The organism is Melioribacter sulfuriphilus, from assembly GCF_051488685.1.
GTDB lineage: Bacteria > Bacteroidota > Ignavibacteria > Ignavibacteriales > Melioribacteraceae > Melioribacter.
Map to the genome: position 1 here is coordinate 127,052 of NZ_JBPSEH010000006.1, position 19,527 is coordinate 146,578.

Sequence of the window (19,527 nt, forward strand, 5' to 3'; positions counted from 1 at the left end):
CGGAGGAAACATGGCAAAGAAACAGACTCAAAAGAAGAGTTCTGCCGGTTCAAAAAAAACGTCGGCCAAGAGTGTTAAAACGAAAAATACTGTCTCGGCTGCTTCAAAAAAGAAGACGCTCGACAAAAAAGCGACAACTAAAACTTCGAAAAAAGCGACACTCAAAAGAAGCGTTGCATCGAAGAAATCTAATGCTGAAACAAAAACAAAGAAAAAAATCCCGAAAACTACGGAGCAGAAAAAAATGACATCTGATAATAAAGTTGAAGTAATGTCCCCAACCAAAAAAATAAGAAAAATTCAAGGGTATTCGAAAGCTGAACTTGAAGAATTCAAACAAATTATTATTCAAAAAAGAAATGAAATAATCGAACAACTTCAGGCGCTTAAAGAACAAATGATGGATCCATCCACTGGACAATACGTAAACGAGAATTCGCCTTATTCGCTCCATATGGCCGAACAGGGTACAGACGCAATGGAACGTGAAAAACTTTATCTCTGGGCACAGCGTGAAAACAAATTTTTGGGCTATCTCGACGAAGCATTGCAAAGAATCGAAAATGGAACCTACGGTATTTGTATTGAATGTATCGACGAGCCTCAACATCTTTGTCCAACATGTCCATTAATTCCAAAAGAAAGACTAAAAGCCGTGCCGCATACCCAGCATTGTTTGCAGGTAAAACAAAAGATGCAATCCAAATAATTTACGGAATATTAAGTGAAAGCACTTTATGTAACTTTAACAGTAATAGTAATTGACCAGATAACTAAATTAATTGTAAAGGGAATCTCGATCCCCTTTTTGAATCTCCATTTTGAAGGCATGTCGTATGGTGAAAGTATCAACGTCATAGGCGATTTTTTTAAGATTACTTTTGTTGAAAATCCCGGACTGGCATTTGGAATCGATGTAAATGACAGTGCTAAATTGTTGCTCTCAATCTTTTCGTTAATTGCTAGTGCTGGAATCTTCTACTATTTATATAAATCGAAACACCAGAAACTTGTTGTGCGTGCTGCTCTTGCTTTGATACTTGGTGGGGCTATTGGTAATTTGATAGACCGCACTTTTTACGGTGTTATTTATGGATATGCGCCAATATTTTACGGTAGAGTAGTCGACTTTTTCAACGTCGATTTCTTTGACTTTACAATTCTGGGAAGAACATATGACCGCTGGCCTATTTTTAATATTGCGGATGCTTCTGTAACGATTGGAGTAATTTTACTGGTGATCTTTCATGGCAGTGTAAAAGAGGATGTTCATATAAAGCAAACGACCGATTCGGGTGAAATTGTAAAAAAATATGATGAACTATCGACAATAAATTTGTCTGTGGCTGATGTCAAGGATAGTAACGGAAAAGAAGATTAGGATTGAAATACCTCCAGGCAAAAAAAAAGAAAGAATAGACGTATTTCTATCAAATTCAATCGAACATTCCACGCGATCCAAAATTCAGAAATTAATTAAATCTGAACTCGTCTTTGTAAATGGTAAAATTGTTAAAGCCAATTATCTTGTTAACCCTGGAGATATTATTGACGTAACAATTCCGATTTCTCCTCGCCCTGAAGAAACAATTCCAGAGGAAATTCCACTGGATATTGTTTACGAAGATGAATATTTATTGATTGTAAATAAGCTTGCAGGAATGGTAACGCATCCCGCATTTGGTAATTACACGGGTACGCTTGTAAATGCTTTGCTTGCTTATACGAATAAATTAAGTCAGTTGAACGATAAAGGAAGGCCGGGGATAGTTCATCGGCTCGATAAAAACACAAGCGGGCTTCTTCTGATTGCCAAAGACGAATGGACACATGCCCAACTGGCAAAGCAATTTTCTGCGCATACCATCGATAGGGAATACTGGGCGGTGTGCTGGGGATTATTTAAAGAAAAAAAAGGTGAGGTAATCGGAAACATTGCGCGGTCAACTAAGGACAGGAAAAAATTTGCCGTCAGTGAAAGTGAAGGGAAATATGCCCACACATTTTATGAAGTCATTGAAGAATATGATTTTGCATCGCTTGTAAAATTAAGATTGAAAACTGGCAGAACCCACCAAATTAGAGTGCACATGTCGCATATTAATCATCCCATCTTTGGCGACCCAACATACGGCGGTAGAAAAATTGTATATGGTGCAGAACTTCCGAAAATGAAAAGCAGGGTTGAAAATCTCTTGAATATTATGGAACGTCAGGCACTTCACGCTAAAACGCTTGGATTTATTCATCCACACACCAAAGAAAAAATGTTTTTCGATTCCGAGTTAACGGAAGATTTTCAATTGCTTCTGCAAAAACTTAAAAATGATCCCTAAACTTTTTTCTTTCTTTTACGATAATAAATTGCCCTAAGGAACCATACCTACCAATCTTTTGAAAGGACCACATATTTTGTGGTCCCCCACTTTAAAAATTATTTTTTAATTATAGTATGGATAATTTCCAGAAGGTCATCCTGTTCATAAGGTTTAGCAATATAATAGTCGAAACCTTCCTTAAGGAGTTTTTTCTCGTCGCGAAGGAGCGCATACCCGGTTATTGCTATAAGTGGCAGGTTTTTGTATGCTGAATTTTTCCTTACTTCTCTTGCAAAATCGATTCCTGAAGGTCCACTTCCAAGGTTGATGTCAACAAGAATGGCAGTATAAGTGCCATGCTTTAATTTTTCGATAGCTTCATAATAATCGAATGCAGTATCAACTTCGCAAATTTCTTTTAGATAGAGGCTTACAAGTTCGGCATTGAGAATATTGTCCTCTATACTTAGAATTCTGGGTTTGCTTTCGTCAGGTGAGATAATTTTATTTTTGTCCGTTCGACGTGATTTTTTTTCGATAGGAGCAAGTTCTTTATTGTTAAATGTGCCCGGCAGAGTGATTGTAAAGATTGAACCTTTGCCTAGTTCACTTTCGACGCTAATGTCACCATTCATCAAGTTTGCCATTTTTTTTGCAACTGCAAGGCCGAGTCCGCTGCCTTCAAAATTTCTCCTAATGCCTTCACTTATCTGGCGGAATTCTCTGAATATTTTTTCCTGATCCTTTTTAGCTATGCCAATACCAGTATCAATTACTCTTATGGTTGCCAGTATCTGGTTATCCGGTCCAATTTTTGAATTGACTTCTACTGTCACTCCACCTTTTTGAGTAAATTTGATCGCATTGTCTACTATGTGCATTAAAATTTGTTTAAATAAATTTTCGTCTGCTACAGCATTAATATCATTATTAAGCACTTTTATGTCGAACGTAAGGGATTTTTCCGCTGCTGTTTTATTATAATTTGTAAGAAAATACTTCGTATACGAGCCGAGATTGAATTCTGTTATATTGATTGGTATTGTGCCGGATTCGATTTCAGATAAATTAAGAATTGAATTAAGGGTAATGAGTAAACGCTTGCCGGATTTCAAAATTTTATCGACCATTTCCACCTGATCGGTATTTTTAAGGTCGTCTCTCAGTAAGCTGGCAAATCCGATTATCCCAGTTAATGGAGTTCTCAATTCGTGACTCATATTTGAAAGTAGAGTGGATTTAAGCCGATTGGCTTCTTCCGAACTGTCAAGAGCTCTTTTGAGCTCAAATTCCATTTCTTTCTTTTCAGTAATATCTTCTTTGATAGCGAGGAAATTCGTTATTTCGCCGTCTTCATTACGAATGGGTGAGATGCTAACTGATTCCCAATATAATTCACCGTTTTTCTTTTTGTTCTTAAATTCGCCACGCCATTCTTTTCCAGACAATATATTTTCCCACAGGTCTTTATAAATGTGCTCTGAGGTATATCCCGATTTTAGTATACTGGTTTTTTTACCGTAAACTTCTTCGAAAAAATATCCCGTTACTTCGGTGAATTTTGGATTTGTGTACTCGATTCTCCCTTCGAGGTCGGTTATGATGATAATTGAGGAACTTTGATCCACAATGCGGGAAAGTTTATTTATCTGTTCGGAAATTTTCTTTTTTTCAGTAATGTCTCGAATAAATATTAAATCATAAACTTCGTTGTCTAACGGAATAGTTTTAAGATTAATTTCTATGTCGAACTCTGTCATATCTTTTTTAATACCACGAAGATGATAATTCTTCAATTCAGTCGAAGTGTTTCTACATTCTTCTACTTTCTCCTTGAAGCGTTTGAAATATTTCTCATGGATAAATTCTGTGAATTGACGGTAAATAAGCTGGTCCCTATCGATGTAACCGAAAGTATTACGAAATACTTTGTTGTGATAAATAATTGAGTAATCTTTTAAGATAACAATGGCATCGAATGAATGATCGAAAGCATTGAGTAGAAGTGAATCAATATTTGGAGTCGATTTCATACTGTTGAATAATTCCAATAGTTTTGAGAGATTATTATTCATCTACAAATTCCTGTTTATTCTGCTTTGGGTAATGAAACAAAGAATGTAGTCCCTTTATCGATTTCGCTTTCAAACCAGATTTTACCGTTATTTAGTTCTACCATCTCTTTTGATAACAATAACCCAAGACCTGATCCAGGTTCATTTTCGGTGCCAAGCATATTTACCTGTTCACCCAATTTGAACAATTTTTCCTGCGTTTCTTTATCCATACCGATACCCTGATCACTTACGGAAATCTCAATATTACCGTTTGTTCGTTTGCCATTGATAATGATTGTACCACCTCGATGAGAAAATTTAATTGCGTTCGAAAGAAGATTACGAAATACAGTATGCACCATATTTTCATCGGCATAGGCAATTAAATTTTCGCTCAGATAATTAATAACAGTCAACTTTTTGTTGTTAAGAGCGTGTTTGTTCAGTTCAATTATGTTATTGTAAATATCTGTCAGATTTATTCTGGCTGGATTTACTTTCACCTGTCCGAGCAGTAGTCTCGACCAGTTGAGAAGTTCGTCAACAAGATTGTAGAGATTTTTTACGGACGATTTTGCATATCCGAGATAACGTCTTAGTTCCTCTGGATTCAATTCGTCGAAGGTTTCCGATATTATATCAAAAATTCCGAGTAATCCCTGAAAAGGGCTTTTTAAATCGTGTGCAATAACGGATATAAATTTATCCTTAGCGTTTAGTTCTTCTCTCAATTCCTTGTTTTCTTCTTTGAGTTTATTGACGCTATCTACCCCCTCAATTTCCTCTAATTGTTCGTCAGTGACGGCAGGTAAATTAACCGGTAAAGTTAAGCCGCCTCTTATTTTTTCAGAAATGTCAAAAAAAGCCCATAACCTCATTTCCTGTGATAGACCAATGAGAGGATATGTTACTATTTTGATAAAACTATTGCCTTTTGCAGGTAAGATCGTACTGAAATTCTGAGTGAAATCATATGTGAATTTTTCGATAGGCTCAAAATTGAATATATTGCTGATAAAGTGCTCTTTTATATATTCAAAAAATTTACCTGTATCCTTCGTTATAGTCGAATCGAATCCGATATTAAATAAATTATAAAGTGAGCTGTTTGTGTTGATTATTTTACCGCTTTTGTCGGATATAAAAAAGCCTACATCCAAACTATTAAGTAATGAAAATAATGTTTGAATGTGGCTGTTATCGATATTTTTTGCATTAAGTGCCATTATAGTAATTCTAATATAAAAAAGTTATCTGATTTTTCCGCCAATTTGCCCATATTTTTGCCCTTCTTTTTAAAACAATCTTTTTATTTAATAAACACATTCTAATAAACATTATAATTATCGAAAAAAATTTTTAATTATTTAATTTAATTAGAAAATCTTTTTGAAGAAAAATAGACAAAATATATTCAATTTTTCCTAAAACTTTCGATAAATAGTTCGATAATACAATGAAGATTTTTTGACAGCTGGCTAATATTCAGCAGAGTATTTAATAGATATCGATTAAATAGGGTTAAAAAAGATGCTAATTAAAGAGGCATATTTCTTGTATTAATAAAGCAAACAAAACATAAGACATTATGGGAAAAGACATTTACAACCAAACTGCAAGTTCAGAAAAGAAGTCTGCTGACGACATCATTCAGGAACTCTATTCACTTGTCGATAAAGAAAATTTGGAGAATGACCTTGAATTTGTATGCGGACTGATTTCTCATGAAGATAAAGGAGTCCGTAATGCGGCAAGTATGCTGCTATTGAGCAGAAAGCCGGAGAAAGCACCTAAACTGATAGTCCCTTTTATTTCCTCTGAAGATATTTCAGTCCGCAATCTTGCTGGCGAAATTCTGGTAAAATTTGGGAGTCTATCCGTCCAATGGCTGATCGAATACAATAGCGATAAAAGCGACGACGACCAGAAATTTATCATCGATTTGCTCGGATTGATTGGCGACCCAGCAGCAGGAAATCATATAATGGAAGTATTAAGCGCAACAGATAACGATAATGTAATTCTTGCATGCATCGAAGCGCTTGGAAATATCAAGTTCGAAGAGTCAATCGATATCTTGCTTCTTTTTTACGAACGGAATGAATTGTATAAACCTACGATTGTCGAAGCGCTGGGTAAAATTGGTTCGCAAAGAGCTCTCGATTTTCTCCTTTCGAGATTCAACAGAGAAGACGACCTGACAAAATATTCGATTATCGAAAGTTTGGGCACGATCGGCGATATTAATACATATTTCTTTTTATTAGAACAAATTCCCAATATACACGGGCCGCTCGTGTGGCCATTAATTACGTCAATTTACCAGTTAAAGGAAAAGTTTAATCTTGATATTCCATACGAAGACAAGATGAAAAGCCTTCTTTTGTATACGCTTAATGAAGGCAGTGCCGACCACAAAAAAATTGCCCTGAAAATGGTAAAGATATTTAACGATAAGGATATTCTTATCGCAAGTTTAAAATTCCTGGGTGACGATTACGAGCTGGATGATATGGTGCGTGAAAAAATTTACAACAATATTGGATATTTTCTCGAAGAAATTCCGCATCTGCTCGACTCGAAACCCGAAAATATAAAACATATATTGAACCTCCTGATGGGCATTATCTCGTCATTAGGTGAAGAACAAAAAGAAGCGATACCATTACTCTTAATTCGCAATATACTCCACGCGGTAAGCAATTATCTAAGTCATCCGGATGAAGAAGTAAGACGTACAAGTATGGAAATCCTTTTCTATCTCGATGTAGAAACGGCGTTTCTTTTTGTAGATACGATGGTGGCAGACGAGAATATCTGGAATAAAATGAGATTGATTGAAATTCTCGAGTTACTCGAAATCGATGCTTCGACCGAGACACTTGCCAGGTTGAGTAACGACGAGGATGAAATGGTACGCGAACGCGCCGCTGAAATTGTTAATTACAGAAAATCCACTATTTAATTGAAAAGATTATGAATCAGCCATCAGATTTGAAATTATCGGACTTCAGAAAAAACTTGGGTAATGTACTTCCCAAGCCAATGACAATGTCACTTCCGTTATTCCAGGAAATTCGGAAATATATATATGAAAATACCGGAATTTATTTCCAGGATAATAAAAAATATCTTCTCGAAAGCAGATTACAAAGACGCATAAATTATCTGGGGCTAAAGAGTTTCGATGAATATTTTTTGCTTCTCAAGCGAAATTCCAACCCAGAAGAAAAACGATATTTTTACGAAGCAATTACAATCAACGAAACCTTCTTTTTTAGAAATCAACCTCAGCTCGATGCTATGGCATCGAAAATATTTCAGGAAATTATCAACAATAAAAAATTTCAACCTGGCTTGTTGCCTGCTCAGAAAAATAAGATTAGAATCTGGAGTGCTGCAAGTTCTTCTGGTGAAGAAGCTTATTCAATTGCAATGGTTTTCCACGATTTAATTCAACCGAAATTTCCCGATGTTAATCTGGAAATTGTGGGTACTGATATCAACGCAAGTGTAGTGGAAACTGCCAAAGAGGGAGTTTATAAAGAATATTCAATTCGGAACATTCCACCTTATTATCTCAAGAAGTATTTCAAAATAAATGGAAATTCGTATGAAGTGGTACCTGAAATTAAGCAGTTTGTCTCGTTTAAAGTAATGAATCTTTATGACGACATAATGATGCGTACAATGACTGGTTTCGATGTTATTTTTTGTGCGAACGTCTTAATTTATTTCGACACTGCTTCGAAAATAAAGGTGGTTTCTCATTTATATAATTCTCTCAATCGCGGAGGCTATCTTTTTATTGGATATTCTGAAACATTGCAGGGAATTTCGAAAGCTTTTAAGGTGGTCAGTTTTCCAAAAACCGTTGGATATAAAAAGGAGTAGTTTTATAAATGAAACGTGTAATATTAATAGCAGACGATTCTCCCACAATCAGAAAGTTTGTTAGTGTAGCATTAAGCACGAAGGGATACGAAATCATTGCCTGCGCCGATGGTATGGAAGCTCTGGAAAAATTACCCGGTAATAAAATCGATCTGCTGATAACAGACCTGAATATGCCGAATGTCGACGGCTTTCAGTTGATCAAATCGATAAGGGAAAATGAAGAATATAAAGAACTTCCAATAATTGTGCTTTCTTCATTAGGCAGCAGTGAAGACATACATCGCGGACTGGAATACGGCGCAAATTCATATTTAATTAAACCCTTTGATCCGGAAAGAGTACTATACGAAGTTTCAAAATATTTGAATTAGGAGTAATAAAATGGCACTAAAATTCTTAGTTGTGGACGATTCTGTTACAATGAGGAGAATTGTTGCAAATTCCCTCAAATCAATCGGGTACGATAATTTCGTCGAAGCCAGCGATGGCAAAGAAGCTCTGACGAAATTGAATTCCGATGATTCAATCAATTTTGTAATTACTGACTGGAATATGCCCGAAGTTTCGGGACTCGAACTGGTCAAAGCTATTCGTTCGGACGAAAAGAAACAATCGATCCCCATCTTAATGGTTACTACAAGGGGATTAAAAGAAGATATTCTTGAGGCATTACAGGCAAGAGTGAACAATTATATTGTAAAACCTTTTACTCCTCAAATTCTACGTGAAAAAATTGAACAAATTTTAGCCAGCGCTTAATAAGAGGTACATAATGGAAAATAAACTCAGTATGGAACAGGTATTTGAAAAGTTAGGGGACTTGAAGCAGTTTTTTATATTCGGTCAGAAAATTGTTCCCCTCTTCAAAAAAATTATCGATTTTATGACCGACATAGTCCCGCTACTTGAAAATGTTAACAATTCAATACAGGATACCACAAGTAAAATTCCGAAAGCGGCTCATCAAATTAGCAGTGTTACAAGCGCAACGGAAATTGCTACCAGTGAAATACTCGATATTGTAGATTCAATGTCGAATGATATGATAAAAATAAAAAACGAATTGAGCGATCTGAAAAACGGATTTCTCAATCAAAGAGTTGCTCTCGATGCATTTGCGCAAAAAGTACCTGCATCGAGCGAAACGCTGGAGGAACTGAAGTCCAATTTAAGTATTGACGAGCTGGAAAGTAAAGTTATTTCGCTCGAGGAAGTTATTAATAAGATTGAACTGGATGCTACAAACATTACGATTTCACTTCAGGTACAGGATATAACGGCGCAGCAACTTGCTTCTGTCAATCACCTCATCCATTCTGTGCAGGAAAAATTATCTTCGTTGTTGATCGATTTCAATAAACAGGAAGGATTTGTATTGCCCCATGCAGAAACTCCAAAAGTAGATCCCAAAGCATTTAATCCCAATGCTAAGTACGATAGAAGCGAAGCTCATCAGTCGGTTGCTGACCAGCTAATTGAACAGGCAAAACGAAATAATAACGATAACGGAAATAAAACGTCGCAGGAAGAAATAGACAAACTTTTTCGGAACAATGGCTGACATAACACAAAACCCAATGCTCGTCGATCCGGAGATGAAAGAAATTGTCGACAGCTTTTTGCTGGAGACAAAAGAAATTCTTGAAAATCTCGATGTCGACTTGATGGAACTTGAAAAGTCACCTCAGGATCTGGACCTCCTGAACAAGATTTTCAGGTCATTTCATACCATCAAAGGAACCTCCGGTTTTTTAGGATTAGAAAAACTGCCGGAAGTTACGCATAAATGCGAAGATATTTTGAATAAGTTAAGAAAAGGGGAAGCAAAGCTTTCCAGTGAACTGATGGACGGTATTCTGCTTGGATTTGATACGATCAAAGAATTACTGGTGAAAATTGAAAACGATAAAAACGAAGATGTAGAGATAGCTAATGTAATTAACGTTTTGCAAAATCTTCTTACAGGCCTAAATTCTGATACCACCCCTAACGAATCATCCAGCCCTTCCGAAACGAAAGGAGAAAATTCGACTATTCCTACAGAACAAACAGTTACTGAGGAGGAAAACAATTCTTCTTTTGCAGACGGAAATAATCAGAAAACCGATGAAACTGTAGTGACCGTCCAACAGAAAAAAGTTTCATTACCGAAAGCAGCTCCAAAGACAGAGTCCAAGAAAACAGACAATACTATTCGCGTCGAAATTGAACGCCTGGATGCGCTCTTGAATATAGCGTCGGAGCTGGTATTGGGAAGGAACAGACTGACTCAGGTCAACAATCAATTTGCTTTAGAGTATGAAGGCACCAACTACGCAAAAGACCTTGCCGACGCCACCAAACAAATTGACCTTATGACTACAGAGTTACAGCTTGTGGTAATGAAACTGAGAATGATTAAGATTGGTAAAGTCTTCAATAGATTTCCCCGGTTAGTCAGGGATTTGTGCAAAGAATTGAATAAAGAAGTGGAATTGAAAATTTTTGGTGAGGATACCGAAGTAGATAAAAATCTGATCGAAGAAATTAACGATCCCCTTGTGCACTTAATTCGTAATGCCGTTGATCATGGAGTTGAAAAGCCAGAGGTTCGCGAAGCTGCAGGCAAACCGCGTACGGGAACTGTTATTCTTTCAGCAGAGCACGAGGGTAATAATATCGTAATTACAATTGAAGACGACGGAAAAGGAATTGATCCTGAAGTGATTAAAGATAAGGCAATTAAGAAAGGTTTCCTTGCTCCCGAAAGAGCCAAAGAACTCTCCAAACAGGAAGCTTATAATTTGATTTTCCACCCCGGCTTTTCGACTGCTGAACAGGTCAGTAATGTCTCCGGTCGTGGAGTGGGAATGGATGTGGTTAAGACAAATGTAACAAAATTACGTGGTACAATTGCCGTTGAATCTGAAGTTGGCAAAGGAACAAAAATCATACTCCGTCTTCCTTTGACACTTGCAATAATATCCGGCATGATCGTGGAAGCCTGCGGTCAAAAATTAGTAATTCCACTTCATTCCGTTATTGAAGTAATAAGAGTAAATAAAGAACAAATAGAAACCATAAGGGGCAAAGAGGTAATCAATCTGAGAGACACGGTTTTACCAATTATAGGTCTCGACGAATTAATTAATCATTCGAGCAATGGCAACGGCAAAGAAAGGCAATGGCAGTATATCGTTGAAGTTGGAATTGCTGAAAAGAGATTTGGTATTAAAGTAGATAATCTCATCGGTCAGCAGGAGGTGGTAATTAAATCGCTCGGAAATTATCTCGGTAAAATTGACGGCATTGCAGGTTCAACAATTATGGGAGACGGAACCGTTGTCATCATCCTTGATATTAATGAATTATTCAATAAAATGGAAAAACGTTTAGATGCATAACATTTCTGTTCTTGTGGTGGACGATTCGGCTTTCATGCGGAAATCGATCTCTTTAATGCTTGAAAGCGATCCTTCAATTAAAGTAGTGGCAACTGCACGCAACGGTCAGGAAGGCGTCGAATTGGCTCAGAAATTACGACCCGACTTGATTACGATGGATATTGAAATGCCAGTTATGGACGGACTGACTGCTCTAAAAAAAATAATGGATACCGCTCCTACATCTGTAATAATGATTAGCTCTCTTACGACAGAAGGTGCAGAAGCCACGATCAAAGCAATGGAATTGGGCGCTGTCGATTTTATTCCTAAAGAACTTTCGTATGTAAATGTCAATATCGGCAAGATTAAAGAAGATCTAATTACCAAAGTTAAAGAGATCACACGCCATAAACTTATTACATCCCGCTTAGACAGTATACGTAATTTAGAAAAAAAGAAACCTGTATATATTTCGGGAAAAGAGCTGCCCAAATTAAATTACAATGCCATTTCGATCGGAATTTCAACGGGAGGTCCTCTTTCACTACAAAAAATTATACCCAATTTTTCTGGAGAGATTCATATACCAATATTCATCGTACAACACATGCCACCTAAATTTACAAAATCGCTGGCTGATAGACTTAATACTCTCTCCCAGCTCGAAGTAAAAGAAGCTGAAGATGGAGAAGTGGTCAGAGGAGGTGTTGTTTATTTAGCCCCAGGCGGGATGCATATGAAATTAAAAAAAGTAAGCAATCTTAATCACGCAATAGAAATTACACCGGAACCTGCCACAACTCTGCATCGTCCTTCGGTCGACGTTACAATGACTTCCGTAGTTGAACATTACGGAAAAAATACTCTCGCAATTATAATGACCGGGATGGGCAAAGACGGACTCGAGGCTGTCAAATTATTAAAATCAAAAGGAGGCATTGCAATCGCCCAGGACGAGGAAACCTGCGTGGTTTACGGTATGCCAAAAGCTATTGTCGAAGCGGGACTTGCGGATTTAATTTTACCACTCGAAAAAATACCAGCCACAATTAACGGAGCATTAGTAAATGGAAAAGAACCAGTTCCAAGATATAGTAATGAGAGACTTTAATATTACTTCTGCCAGATCGGGTAATTTAATTAAAGCCAGGGATGTAAAATTTAATGGCTACTCTAAAATTACCGTCGAAGACGACGAGAACGAAGACGTAAAAATTTATCTGAAAAAAGATATTAACGACGTTGTCAAAGAAATTAAATTCGTCTGCTCATGTGGCCAGACCAAAACAGTTATACTCGATTATAATGAGTAATAATTGTCAACTGTCTAATTTTAGCCAATCATTGAGCGTTCATATCACACAAAACGCTTGTTTTTAAGCCTTTCTAAATGGCACTTGTTTTGGATAGTTTTATATAAAATTATCCAGAATAAGTGGAAATGGAAAATTCAATAAAGCTTCTCGAAAATCTTTTAGACTATTGTGCTGTAAAGAATAAAGTAATTGCAAATAACATTGCAAATATTCAGACTGAAAATTACAAACGGGAAGATGTAGAATTTAAAAACCTCCTGGAAGAAAATTCCAACACACTTCTTAGGACAACCGAATCGAAGCATTTAAAATCACTAAACGATCCTTTTGACAGACAGAATCGATTTAGAATTGTTACAGACGATAATACTGAAAGTCTATCGGGGATAAATAATGTAAATATTGAACAGGAAATGGCCGAGCTGGCAGAAAATACATTGCGTTTCAAGTTTGCTTCTAAAAAAGTTAGCGAATACTATAAAATGATTCAAAAAGTAATAAGCGGAGGAGGAAGAATTTGAAATTATCCGGTAGTATGTTCGGCCTTAGTATAAGTGCGCGGGGCATGAGTATTCAGAGAAAAAAAATGGAACTCATATCCCAGAACATTGCAAATGCCGACACCGTGCGAACTATTGACGGGCAACCATATCAACGTCAATTTTTACAGGTGAGACAGGAACAAAACAGTTTCGCTTCCAGACTGAAGTTAGAAGAAGGCGAACTGATCAGGTTGAACACTACCAATCCGAATCATTTAGTCAGGGAAAACGGTTATTCAGTTGGATTGCCGCCTGTAAATAACGATGTTGAAGTTAATGTCACTACAGACTCCCGACCCGGCGATCTTGTTTATATGCCCGACAATCCCGACGCCGATGAAAACGGATATGTGCGTCTGTCGAATGTAAATATTATTAACGAAATGGTAGATATGATTGCAGCTACACGTGCTTACGAAGCCAATCTAACAGCTTTAAATTCATCAAAGCAAATGATTAAAGATTCTCTGGAGATATAATATGAAGATTACTACAAATTCATTTGGTAATTATTCTCTCAATCGTATTAATCAAAATCAACAGATTCAAAGAACTCAAACAGATAAAAAAAACGAATTAACCAACGCCGAAAAGCAATTCTTCGCTAATCTTTATCCGGAAAAAACGGATGAAATTCTCAAATACGAATTCTATAACGCCAAGGGAAAAGTAAGCGGAGTGGCAGTTGGGTCATTATTTGATAAAAGAGGTTAATCATGAAAATTGAGGGATTAAACGGATTTATTGCCAATGCTATTAACCAGGAGCAAAAAAAGCAGGTCGATTCGGGAAATGTTTTTGCTGAACTACTAAAAAGCGTAAATCAAGCGCAGGTTGAATCTGCAAAAGCTATTGAAGACTTTATTGCAGGCAACGGTATCGAACTCCACGAAGTAATGATTGCCGGTGAAAAGGCAAAAACAAGTCTCGAGTTGCTCATGGAGATCAGAAACAAAACAATTGATATGTATAAAGAACTAACTAAAATACCGATATAATTATGAATTCAAGTCCATTACAAGCTTTACTTGGGATAATTAATAAACTTAATCCAAAGCAGAAATTCATGTTAGCCGGTGGTGTAATTTCCACCGTGGTTTTGCTGGTCGTCATGATCTTTTTTCTTAACGAGCCAAATTACACTACGCTTTATACAGGATTGTCTGCCGAAGATGCCTCGAAGGTTGTCGAATACTTGAACAGCCAGAAGATTCAATATAAAATTGACGATAATGGCCAGACAATTAAAATTGCTCGAGAAAAAGTTTATGAAACACGTCTGGCACTTGCCGGTAGAGGAATACCGAGTTCGGGTGTTATTGGCTACGAAATATTCGATAAATCTACGATGGGAATGTCGGAGTTCATGCAAAAGTTGAATTATAAAAGAGCTCTGGAAGGCGAGCTGGCGCGAACAATTACACAAATAGACGGGGTGGAAGGCGCACGTGTTCATATCGTCATCCCACAAAAAACAATTTTCAAAGAGGAAGAAAAATTACCTTCGGCATCTGTCGTTCTAAAATTGCGCAATAGTAATTTTATAAGTAAAGAAAATATTTCTTCAATAGTTAATCTGGTTTCGAGCAGCGTCGAGGGATTGCCGCCCAGCAGAGTATCGATTATCGATACAAAAGGAAGAATTCTTTCCAACGACTCGGAAGAAGGACCACTTGCTTTTGCTTCGACAAAACAGTATGAAGTTAAGCAATCGGTTGAAAATTATCTCGCCAAAAAAGCTCAATCATTGCTCGACAATATTCTGGGTTATGGTAATTCGGTAGTCAAGGTAAATGCAGATCTCAATTTTGATCAGGTTGAAAAAACGATGGAGCAATACGACCCCGAATCGCAGGTTGCAATAAGCGAGCAGACTATCAAATCGAATAATGCTGGTAGCTCTTTGAAAGACACAACAGTTCAGTCGAGCGAAAATTCACTCACTAATTATGAAATTAGCAAAACCATTCAGAAGGTTGTTGAAGGCAGTGGAAATATATTACGTTTGAGCGTTGCAGCCGTGGTCAATGATATCCCAAAAGAAGTTGAAAAAGAAGGTAAAAAGGAGATTGTTTACGAGCCTCGTTCTCCGGAGCAATTAAAAAAACTGGAAGAACTCGTCAAAAATGCTGTAGGAATCGACCCTCAAAGGAATGATCAATTTTCTCTTGTGAGCATTCCGTTTGAAGTGAATCAAATTGAAGAAATGCAGGATGAGAAAGGTGCGCTCGGTAGCATCCCGAATGCCGACGAATGGATGAATGTATTGATTATGCTCTTCGCTATTATCTCTGCAATCTTTGTACTTAAGAGTTTGATGAAGAAACTTAAGAACGAAAAAATAATAATAGGAACAATAAACACTGCTGCTGCAGCCGATACACTCGCACTGAGCGGAGGCAGCAGCGCTGGCGCTTTGACTCAATCGCGTGCTTCGTCCAATTTGATGAATCAATTAGCTCAACCGCGCAAGAGACCCATGCTTCAAGTTAATGACATCGAAGATGAAATTTCAGATGAAGCCGTTGCTAAAAAAACACAGCAGGAAAAAATTATCAATTACGTAACAAAAAATCCGGGTGAAGCAGCTAAATTAATAAACGCATGGATGCATGAAGATGAAATCTGAGAAACAACAGGAAGTATTGCTCGAAGATGTTAGCGGTGTACAAAAAGCCGCAATGCTGATGGTGGCATTGAATGTAGAAGCTGCCTCGGCTGTACTGAAGTATCTCGATCCTAGCGATATAGAAGTGATTTCTGCTGAAATTACAAAAGTTAAAAATATCCCTTCGAAGGTGGCCGATAAAGTTATTGAAGAATTTTATGGTATGGTCACAGCACGTGAATATGTACTCGAAGGGGGTATCGATTATGCACAGGCTGTACTTGAAAAAACTTTTGGACCACCAAAAGCAGCCGAGATTATTGAAAAAGTAAAAAGACTGACTACATTAAAAGGTTTCGATGTTCTTAAAAAAGCCGAACCCACGCAGCTTATTAACTTCCTCAGTAAAGAACATCCACAAACAATGGCATTGATTCTTTCACAGCTGAGTCCAGACCAAACTGCGGCTGCGTTGAAAGAATTACCAGAAGATCTACGCATCGACGTTGCGCACCGAATTGCCACACTGGGCAAAATAGCTCCTCAAACACTAAAACAGATAGAACACGTTGTAGATGAAATTGCTGGGCTTTCAATGAGTCAATCGGTAGGCAAACTTGGTGGCGCTAAATGCCTGGCCGGCATTTTGAATCGATTAAATGTCACCCTCACAAAAGATATACTCAATAAAATGGAAGAAATTGATCCGGAAACAGCTTACGAAGTTAAGAGATTGATGTTCATCTTCGACGAAATTATAAATATTTCAGATAAAGACCTTCAAAAAATATTGCGCGAAGTTGACCGTAAGGACCTGGCGCTATCACTAAAAATTGCCGATGAAAGATTAAAAGAAAAAATCTTTAGAAATATGTCCGAGCGCGCTGCCGACCTCCTCAGGGAAGAACTTCAATATATGGGTAAAGTTAAATTGAAAGAAGTTGAAACGGCTCAGGGCAGAATAATCGACATAATTAAAAATCTTGAAGAAGCAGGCGAAATATCATTGAATATGAGGGGCGGTCCGGAGGAGGTTTATGTCTAACGTCCTTAAAATTAATGCTGGCAAAACAAAACCGACTGTTAAAGTTTCTTCGAAAACTCAGGTGGTTGAAGAAATAAATAATTACGAATCTGCCCAGCAACGAATTGAAGAAGCTTATAAGAAAGGCTTCGAGGAAGGACGTAAAAAAGGACGCATGGAGATCGAAAAGGACTATTCCGAAAAACTTTTTCAAAAGTACGAAGAAATTTATCATGTCTTAACGGCATACGAACAAAAAATGGAAGAATATGAAACAGCTTTCGAATTATTAGTCGTTAATACAGCCGTAGAAATTGCTCGCAAAATCGTACGACATGAAGTAGAAAAAGAGACATTGATAAACGAAAATCTCAAAGATGCCATTTCAAAAATTATTGGTGCAAACGAAGTGGTTATAAAACTTAACCCTTCCGACAAAGATGAGTTAAACGAATACAGTAGAAATCTATTGAACAACAGTTCATTCAATAAAATCAAATTTGAATCAGACGAAAGGATTGAAAAAGGAGGTTGCCTGGTGGAAACTGAAATTGGCAACGTTGATGCACGTATTTCGAGCCAGCTTGAGGAAATCCGATTAAAATTGGAAGAATCGATAAATAAGAAAAACCAATGATCGAACTGGAGAACATAGTCGAAAATTATCGTCGTGTTATTGAAACAACAGATCCATTAAAAGTAAACGGGCGCGTCTTAGATGTAGTCGGTTTAATAATAGTTTCTGTTGGACCTAATGCAGTTATGGGTGAAGTGTGTAGTATTGTCGACAGGGATGGCAACGAAATATGCAAATCGGAAGTTGTCGGTTTCAAAGAAGGGAAAGTATTGTCGATAGCTTTGGGAGAAGTGCACTCAATTTCTCCAGCTTGCGAAATCAAAGCCACAGGTAGAGGCTTTTATGTTGGAGTTGGTCATGAGTTACTGGGCAGGGTAATAGATGGACTGGGCAATCCGATAGATGGTAAAGGAGAAATTAATTATACAGCGTTCCGCGAGGCACATCGAGAAGCTCCAAATCCGCTGGCAAGAAAAAGGATTACAACACCATTGCAAACAGGAATACGTGCAATCGATGGTTTGCTAACAATTGGAAAGGGACAGAGAATTGGAATCTTTGCCGGTAGCGGTGTTGGTAAAAGCGTTACACTCGGAATGATTGCAAGGAATACAAGCGCTGATATAAATGTTATTTCATTAATTGGCGAACGAGGAAGAGAAGTAAGAGAATTTATTGAACGTGACCTCGGTGAGGAGGGATTAAAACGCTCTGTGGTTGTAGTTGCCACAAGTGATAAATCCCCATTGATAAGAATGAAAGGCGCTTATGTAGGCACTACTATCGCCGAATATTTCAGAGATCAGGGACTCAACGTACTACTGATGATGGATTCGGTTACACGTTTTGCAATGGCTCAACGTGAAGTTGGCCTTACAATTGGCGAGCCGCCTACAACTAAAGGATATACTCCATCTGTCTTTGCATTATTGCCAAAATTACTCGAAAGAGCGGGCAATTCCGACAAAGGATCAATTACTGGAATTTATACTGTACTTGTAGACGGAGACGATATGGTTGAACCCATCGCCGACGCTGTTCGGTCGATTCTCGATGGACATATTGTACTCTCCAGAAAACTTGCAAACAAAGGTCATTATCCGGCAATTGATACTCTTCAAAGCGTAAGCAGAGTTATGCCAGATATTATCGATTCTGAACATTATAAAAAAGTCATCTCTTTTAACGAGCTACTGGCAACTTATCGCGAAGCTGAGGATCTGATTAATATTGGAGCTTATGCAAAAGGAAGTAATCCCAAAATTGACCTCGCGATTAGTAGAATTGAAGCTTTGAACGCTTTCCTGAGACAGGGAATATTCGAAAAAGCAAATTATCCAGATACCATTGAAAAACTACGTCAGTTGATCGATTATAATTAGGAAAGATGAATGGCTGTGTTTAAATACAAATTCGAAGCGATATTGCGCATTAAAAATATTCTTGAAAAAAAAGTATTGAAAGAAATAGCGTCAATCGAACTCGAAATTAATAGAGCTGAAGATTATAAAAAAAACTTGATACAGAAATTAAAAAACTTGAATGAATCCATATTGAAAGGGAAAATAAAAGCACTCGAATATCAAAGTCTAAAAGCTCATTGTAAACAGATTGAAAAAGATATTGAGAATACAGAGCGCAGTATATTTGATCTAAATAATAAAAAAAAGTTGAAGTACGAGGAATTAAAAGAGAGAACGAAAGAAAGACGAATAATCGAGAAGTTAAAGGAAAAGAAGTTTGAAGAATTTATGATGGAAACCAATAGAAAAGAACTTAAGTATCTCGACGAAATCGCAATATATAATTTTAACAGGAAATAA

The 19,527-nt window shown here is 37.2% G+C and carries 22 protein-coding genes; 20 read left to right on the forward strand and 2 right to left on the reverse strand.

Annotated features, from left to right (window positions below; translation table 11 throughout):
* Positions 1 to 10 precede the first annotated feature (10 nt).
* Genes ACSSV9_RS09475 through ACSSV9_RS09485 form a run of 3 tightly spaced genes read left to right on the forward strand, consistent with a single transcriptional unit; the run spans position 11 to position 2,336 of the window.
* On the forward strand, positions 11 to 709 hold the full coding sequence (locus ACSSV9_RS09475; protein WP_437347010.1) for a TraR/DksA family transcriptional regulator: 699 nt from the start codon (positions 11 to 13) through the stop codon (positions 707 to 709).
* A 15-nt stretch (positions 710 to 724) separates the two neighbouring features.
* A complete protein-coding gene (gene lspA / locus ACSSV9_RS09480) occupies positions 725 to 1,381 on the forward strand; it encodes a signal peptidase II (RefSeq protein ID WP_437347011.1) in 657 nt (218 codons plus the stop codon).
* Positions 1,350 to 2,336, forward strand: a complete 987-nt coding sequence (locus ACSSV9_RS09485) for an RluA family pseudouridine synthase (protein ID WP_437347012.1) — start codon at positions 1,350 to 1,352, stop codon at positions 2,334 to 2,336. Before lspA ends, ACSSV9_RS09485 begins: the two co-directional genes overlap by 32 nt.
* Before the next feature lie 98 nt (positions 2,337 to 2,434).
* Here ACSSV9_RS09485 and ACSSV9_RS09490 read toward each other — a convergent pair whose 3' ends face one another.
* Positions 2,435 to 4,393, reverse strand: coding sequence for a hybrid sensor histidine kinase/response regulator (locus tag ACSSV9_RS09490; RefSeq protein ID WP_437347013.1), 1,959 nt, complete (start codon positions 4,391 to 4,393; stop codon positions 2,435 to 2,437).
* A 14-nt stretch (positions 4,394 to 4,407) separates the two neighbouring features.
* Positions 4,408 to 5,601 carry a sensor histidine kinase gene (locus ACSSV9_RS09495; RefSeq protein WP_437347014.1) on the reverse strand — a complete coding sequence of 398 codons (1,194 nt, stop codon included), beginning with the start codon at positions 5,599 to 5,601 and terminating at the stop codon, positions 4,408 to 4,410.
* 362 nt (positions 5,602 to 5,963) lie between these two features.
* On the opposite strand from ACSSV9_RS09495, the gene ACSSV9_RS09500 reads away from it, so the two are divergent.
* The 17 genes from ACSSV9_RS09500 (at position 5,964) to fliJ (ending at position 19,527) form a co-directional block, all read left to right on the forward strand.
* The gene (locus ACSSV9_RS09500; RefSeq protein ID WP_437347015.1) at positions 5,964 to 7,340 is read left to right on the forward strand and encodes a HEAT repeat domain-containing protein; all 1,377 of its coding nucleotides are present in this window, start codon (positions 5,964 to 5,966) and stop codon (positions 7,338 to 7,340) included.
* A gap of 11 nt (positions 7,341 to 7,351) precedes the next feature.
* Positions 7,352 to 8,269: a CheR family methyltransferase gene (locus ACSSV9_RS09505; RefSeq protein WP_437347016.1), complete on the forward strand. Its 918-nt coding sequence runs from the start codon at positions 7,352 to 7,354 to the stop codon at positions 8,267 to 8,269.
* Positions 8,270 to 8,277: 8 nt separating this feature from the next.
* Positions 8,278 to 8,643: a response regulator gene (locus tag ACSSV9_RS09510; RefSeq protein ID WP_437347017.1), complete on the forward strand. Its 366-nt coding sequence runs from the start codon at positions 8,278 to 8,280 to the stop codon at positions 8,641 to 8,643.
* Positions 8,644 to 8,653: 10 nt separating this feature from the next.
* Positions 8,654 to 9,031 carry a response regulator gene (locus ACSSV9_RS09515; RefSeq protein ID WP_437347018.1) on the forward strand — a complete coding sequence of 126 codons (378 nt, stop codon included), beginning with the start codon at positions 8,654 to 8,656 and terminating at the stop codon, positions 9,029 to 9,031.
* A gap of 13 nt (positions 9,032 to 9,044) precedes the next feature.
* A complete protein-coding gene (locus ACSSV9_RS09520; protein ID WP_437347019.1) occupies positions 9,045 to 9,833 on the forward strand; it encodes a protein phosphatase CheZ in 789 nt (262 codons plus the stop codon).
* Complete coding sequence (locus ACSSV9_RS09525) at positions 9,826 to 11,655, forward strand: chemotaxis protein CheA (RefSeq protein ID WP_437347020.1); 1,830 nt, start codon at positions 9,826 to 9,828, stop codon at positions 11,653 to 11,655. Before ACSSV9_RS09520 ends, ACSSV9_RS09525 begins: the two co-directional genes overlap by 8 nt.
* Complete coding sequence (locus ACSSV9_RS09530; RefSeq protein WP_437347021.1) at positions 11,648 to 12,748, forward strand: protein-glutamate methylesterase/protein-glutamine glutaminase; 1,101 nt, start codon at positions 11,648 to 11,650, stop codon at positions 12,746 to 12,748. Before ACSSV9_RS09525 ends, ACSSV9_RS09530 begins: the two co-directional genes overlap by 8 nt.
* Complete coding sequence (locus ACSSV9_RS09535; RefSeq protein WP_437347022.1) at positions 12,735 to 12,950, forward strand: hypothetical protein; 216 nt, start codon at positions 12,735 to 12,737, stop codon at positions 12,948 to 12,950. The genes ACSSV9_RS09530 and ACSSV9_RS09535 overlap by 14 nt, the downstream gene beginning before the upstream one ends.
* 128 nt (positions 12,951 to 13,078) lie before the next feature.
* Positions 13,079 to 13,474: a flagellar basal body rod protein FlgB gene (gene flgB / locus ACSSV9_RS09540; RefSeq protein WP_437347023.1), complete on the forward strand. Its 396-nt coding sequence runs from the start codon at positions 13,079 to 13,081 to the stop codon at positions 13,472 to 13,474.
* A complete protein-coding gene (flgC, locus tag ACSSV9_RS09545; protein ID WP_437347024.1) occupies positions 13,471 to 13,974 on the forward strand; it encodes a flagellar basal body rod protein FlgC in 504 nt (167 codons plus the stop codon). The genes flgB and flgC overlap by 4 nt, the downstream gene beginning before the upstream one ends.
* Before the next feature lies 1 nt (position 13,975).
* Entirely contained in the window at positions 13,976 to 14,209 is a 234-nt protein-coding gene (locus tag ACSSV9_RS09550; protein WP_437347025.1) for a hypothetical protein, read from the forward strand.
* A 2-nt stretch (positions 14,210 to 14,211) separates the two neighbouring features.
* Positions 14,212 to 14,493, forward strand: a complete 282-nt coding sequence (gene fliE / locus ACSSV9_RS09555; RefSeq protein WP_437347026.1) for a flagellar hook-basal body complex protein FliE — start codon at positions 14,212 to 14,214, stop codon at positions 14,491 to 14,493.
* Between the two features lie 2 nt (positions 14,494 to 14,495).
* A complete protein-coding gene (gene fliF, locus ACSSV9_RS09560) occupies positions 14,496 to 16,124 on the forward strand; it encodes a flagellar basal-body MS-ring/collar protein FliF (RefSeq protein WP_437347027.1) in 1,629 nt (542 codons plus the stop codon).
* Positions 16,114 to 17,148: a flagellar motor switch protein FliG gene (gene fliG / locus ACSSV9_RS09565; RefSeq protein ID WP_437347028.1), complete on the forward strand. Its 1,035-nt coding sequence runs from the start codon at positions 16,114 to 16,116 to the stop codon at positions 17,146 to 17,148. The genes fliF and fliG overlap by 11 nt, the downstream gene beginning before the upstream one ends.
* Entirely contained in the window at positions 17,141 to 17,764 is a 624-nt protein-coding gene (locus tag ACSSV9_RS09570) for a FliH/SctL family protein (RefSeq protein WP_437347029.1), read from the forward strand. The genes fliG and ACSSV9_RS09570 overlap by 8 nt, the downstream gene beginning before the upstream one ends.
* Entirely contained in the window at positions 17,761 to 19,086 is a 1,326-nt protein-coding gene (gene fliI / locus ACSSV9_RS09575) for a flagellar protein export ATPase FliI (RefSeq protein ID WP_437347030.1), read from the forward strand. The genes ACSSV9_RS09570 and fliI overlap by 4 nt, the downstream gene beginning before the upstream one ends.
* 9 nt (positions 19,087 to 19,095) lie before the next feature.
* The gene (gene fliJ / locus ACSSV9_RS09580; protein ID WP_437347031.1) at positions 19,096 to 19,527 is read left to right on the forward strand and encodes a flagellar export protein FliJ; all 432 of its coding nucleotides are present in this window, start codon (positions 19,096 to 19,098) and stop codon (positions 19,525 to 19,527) included.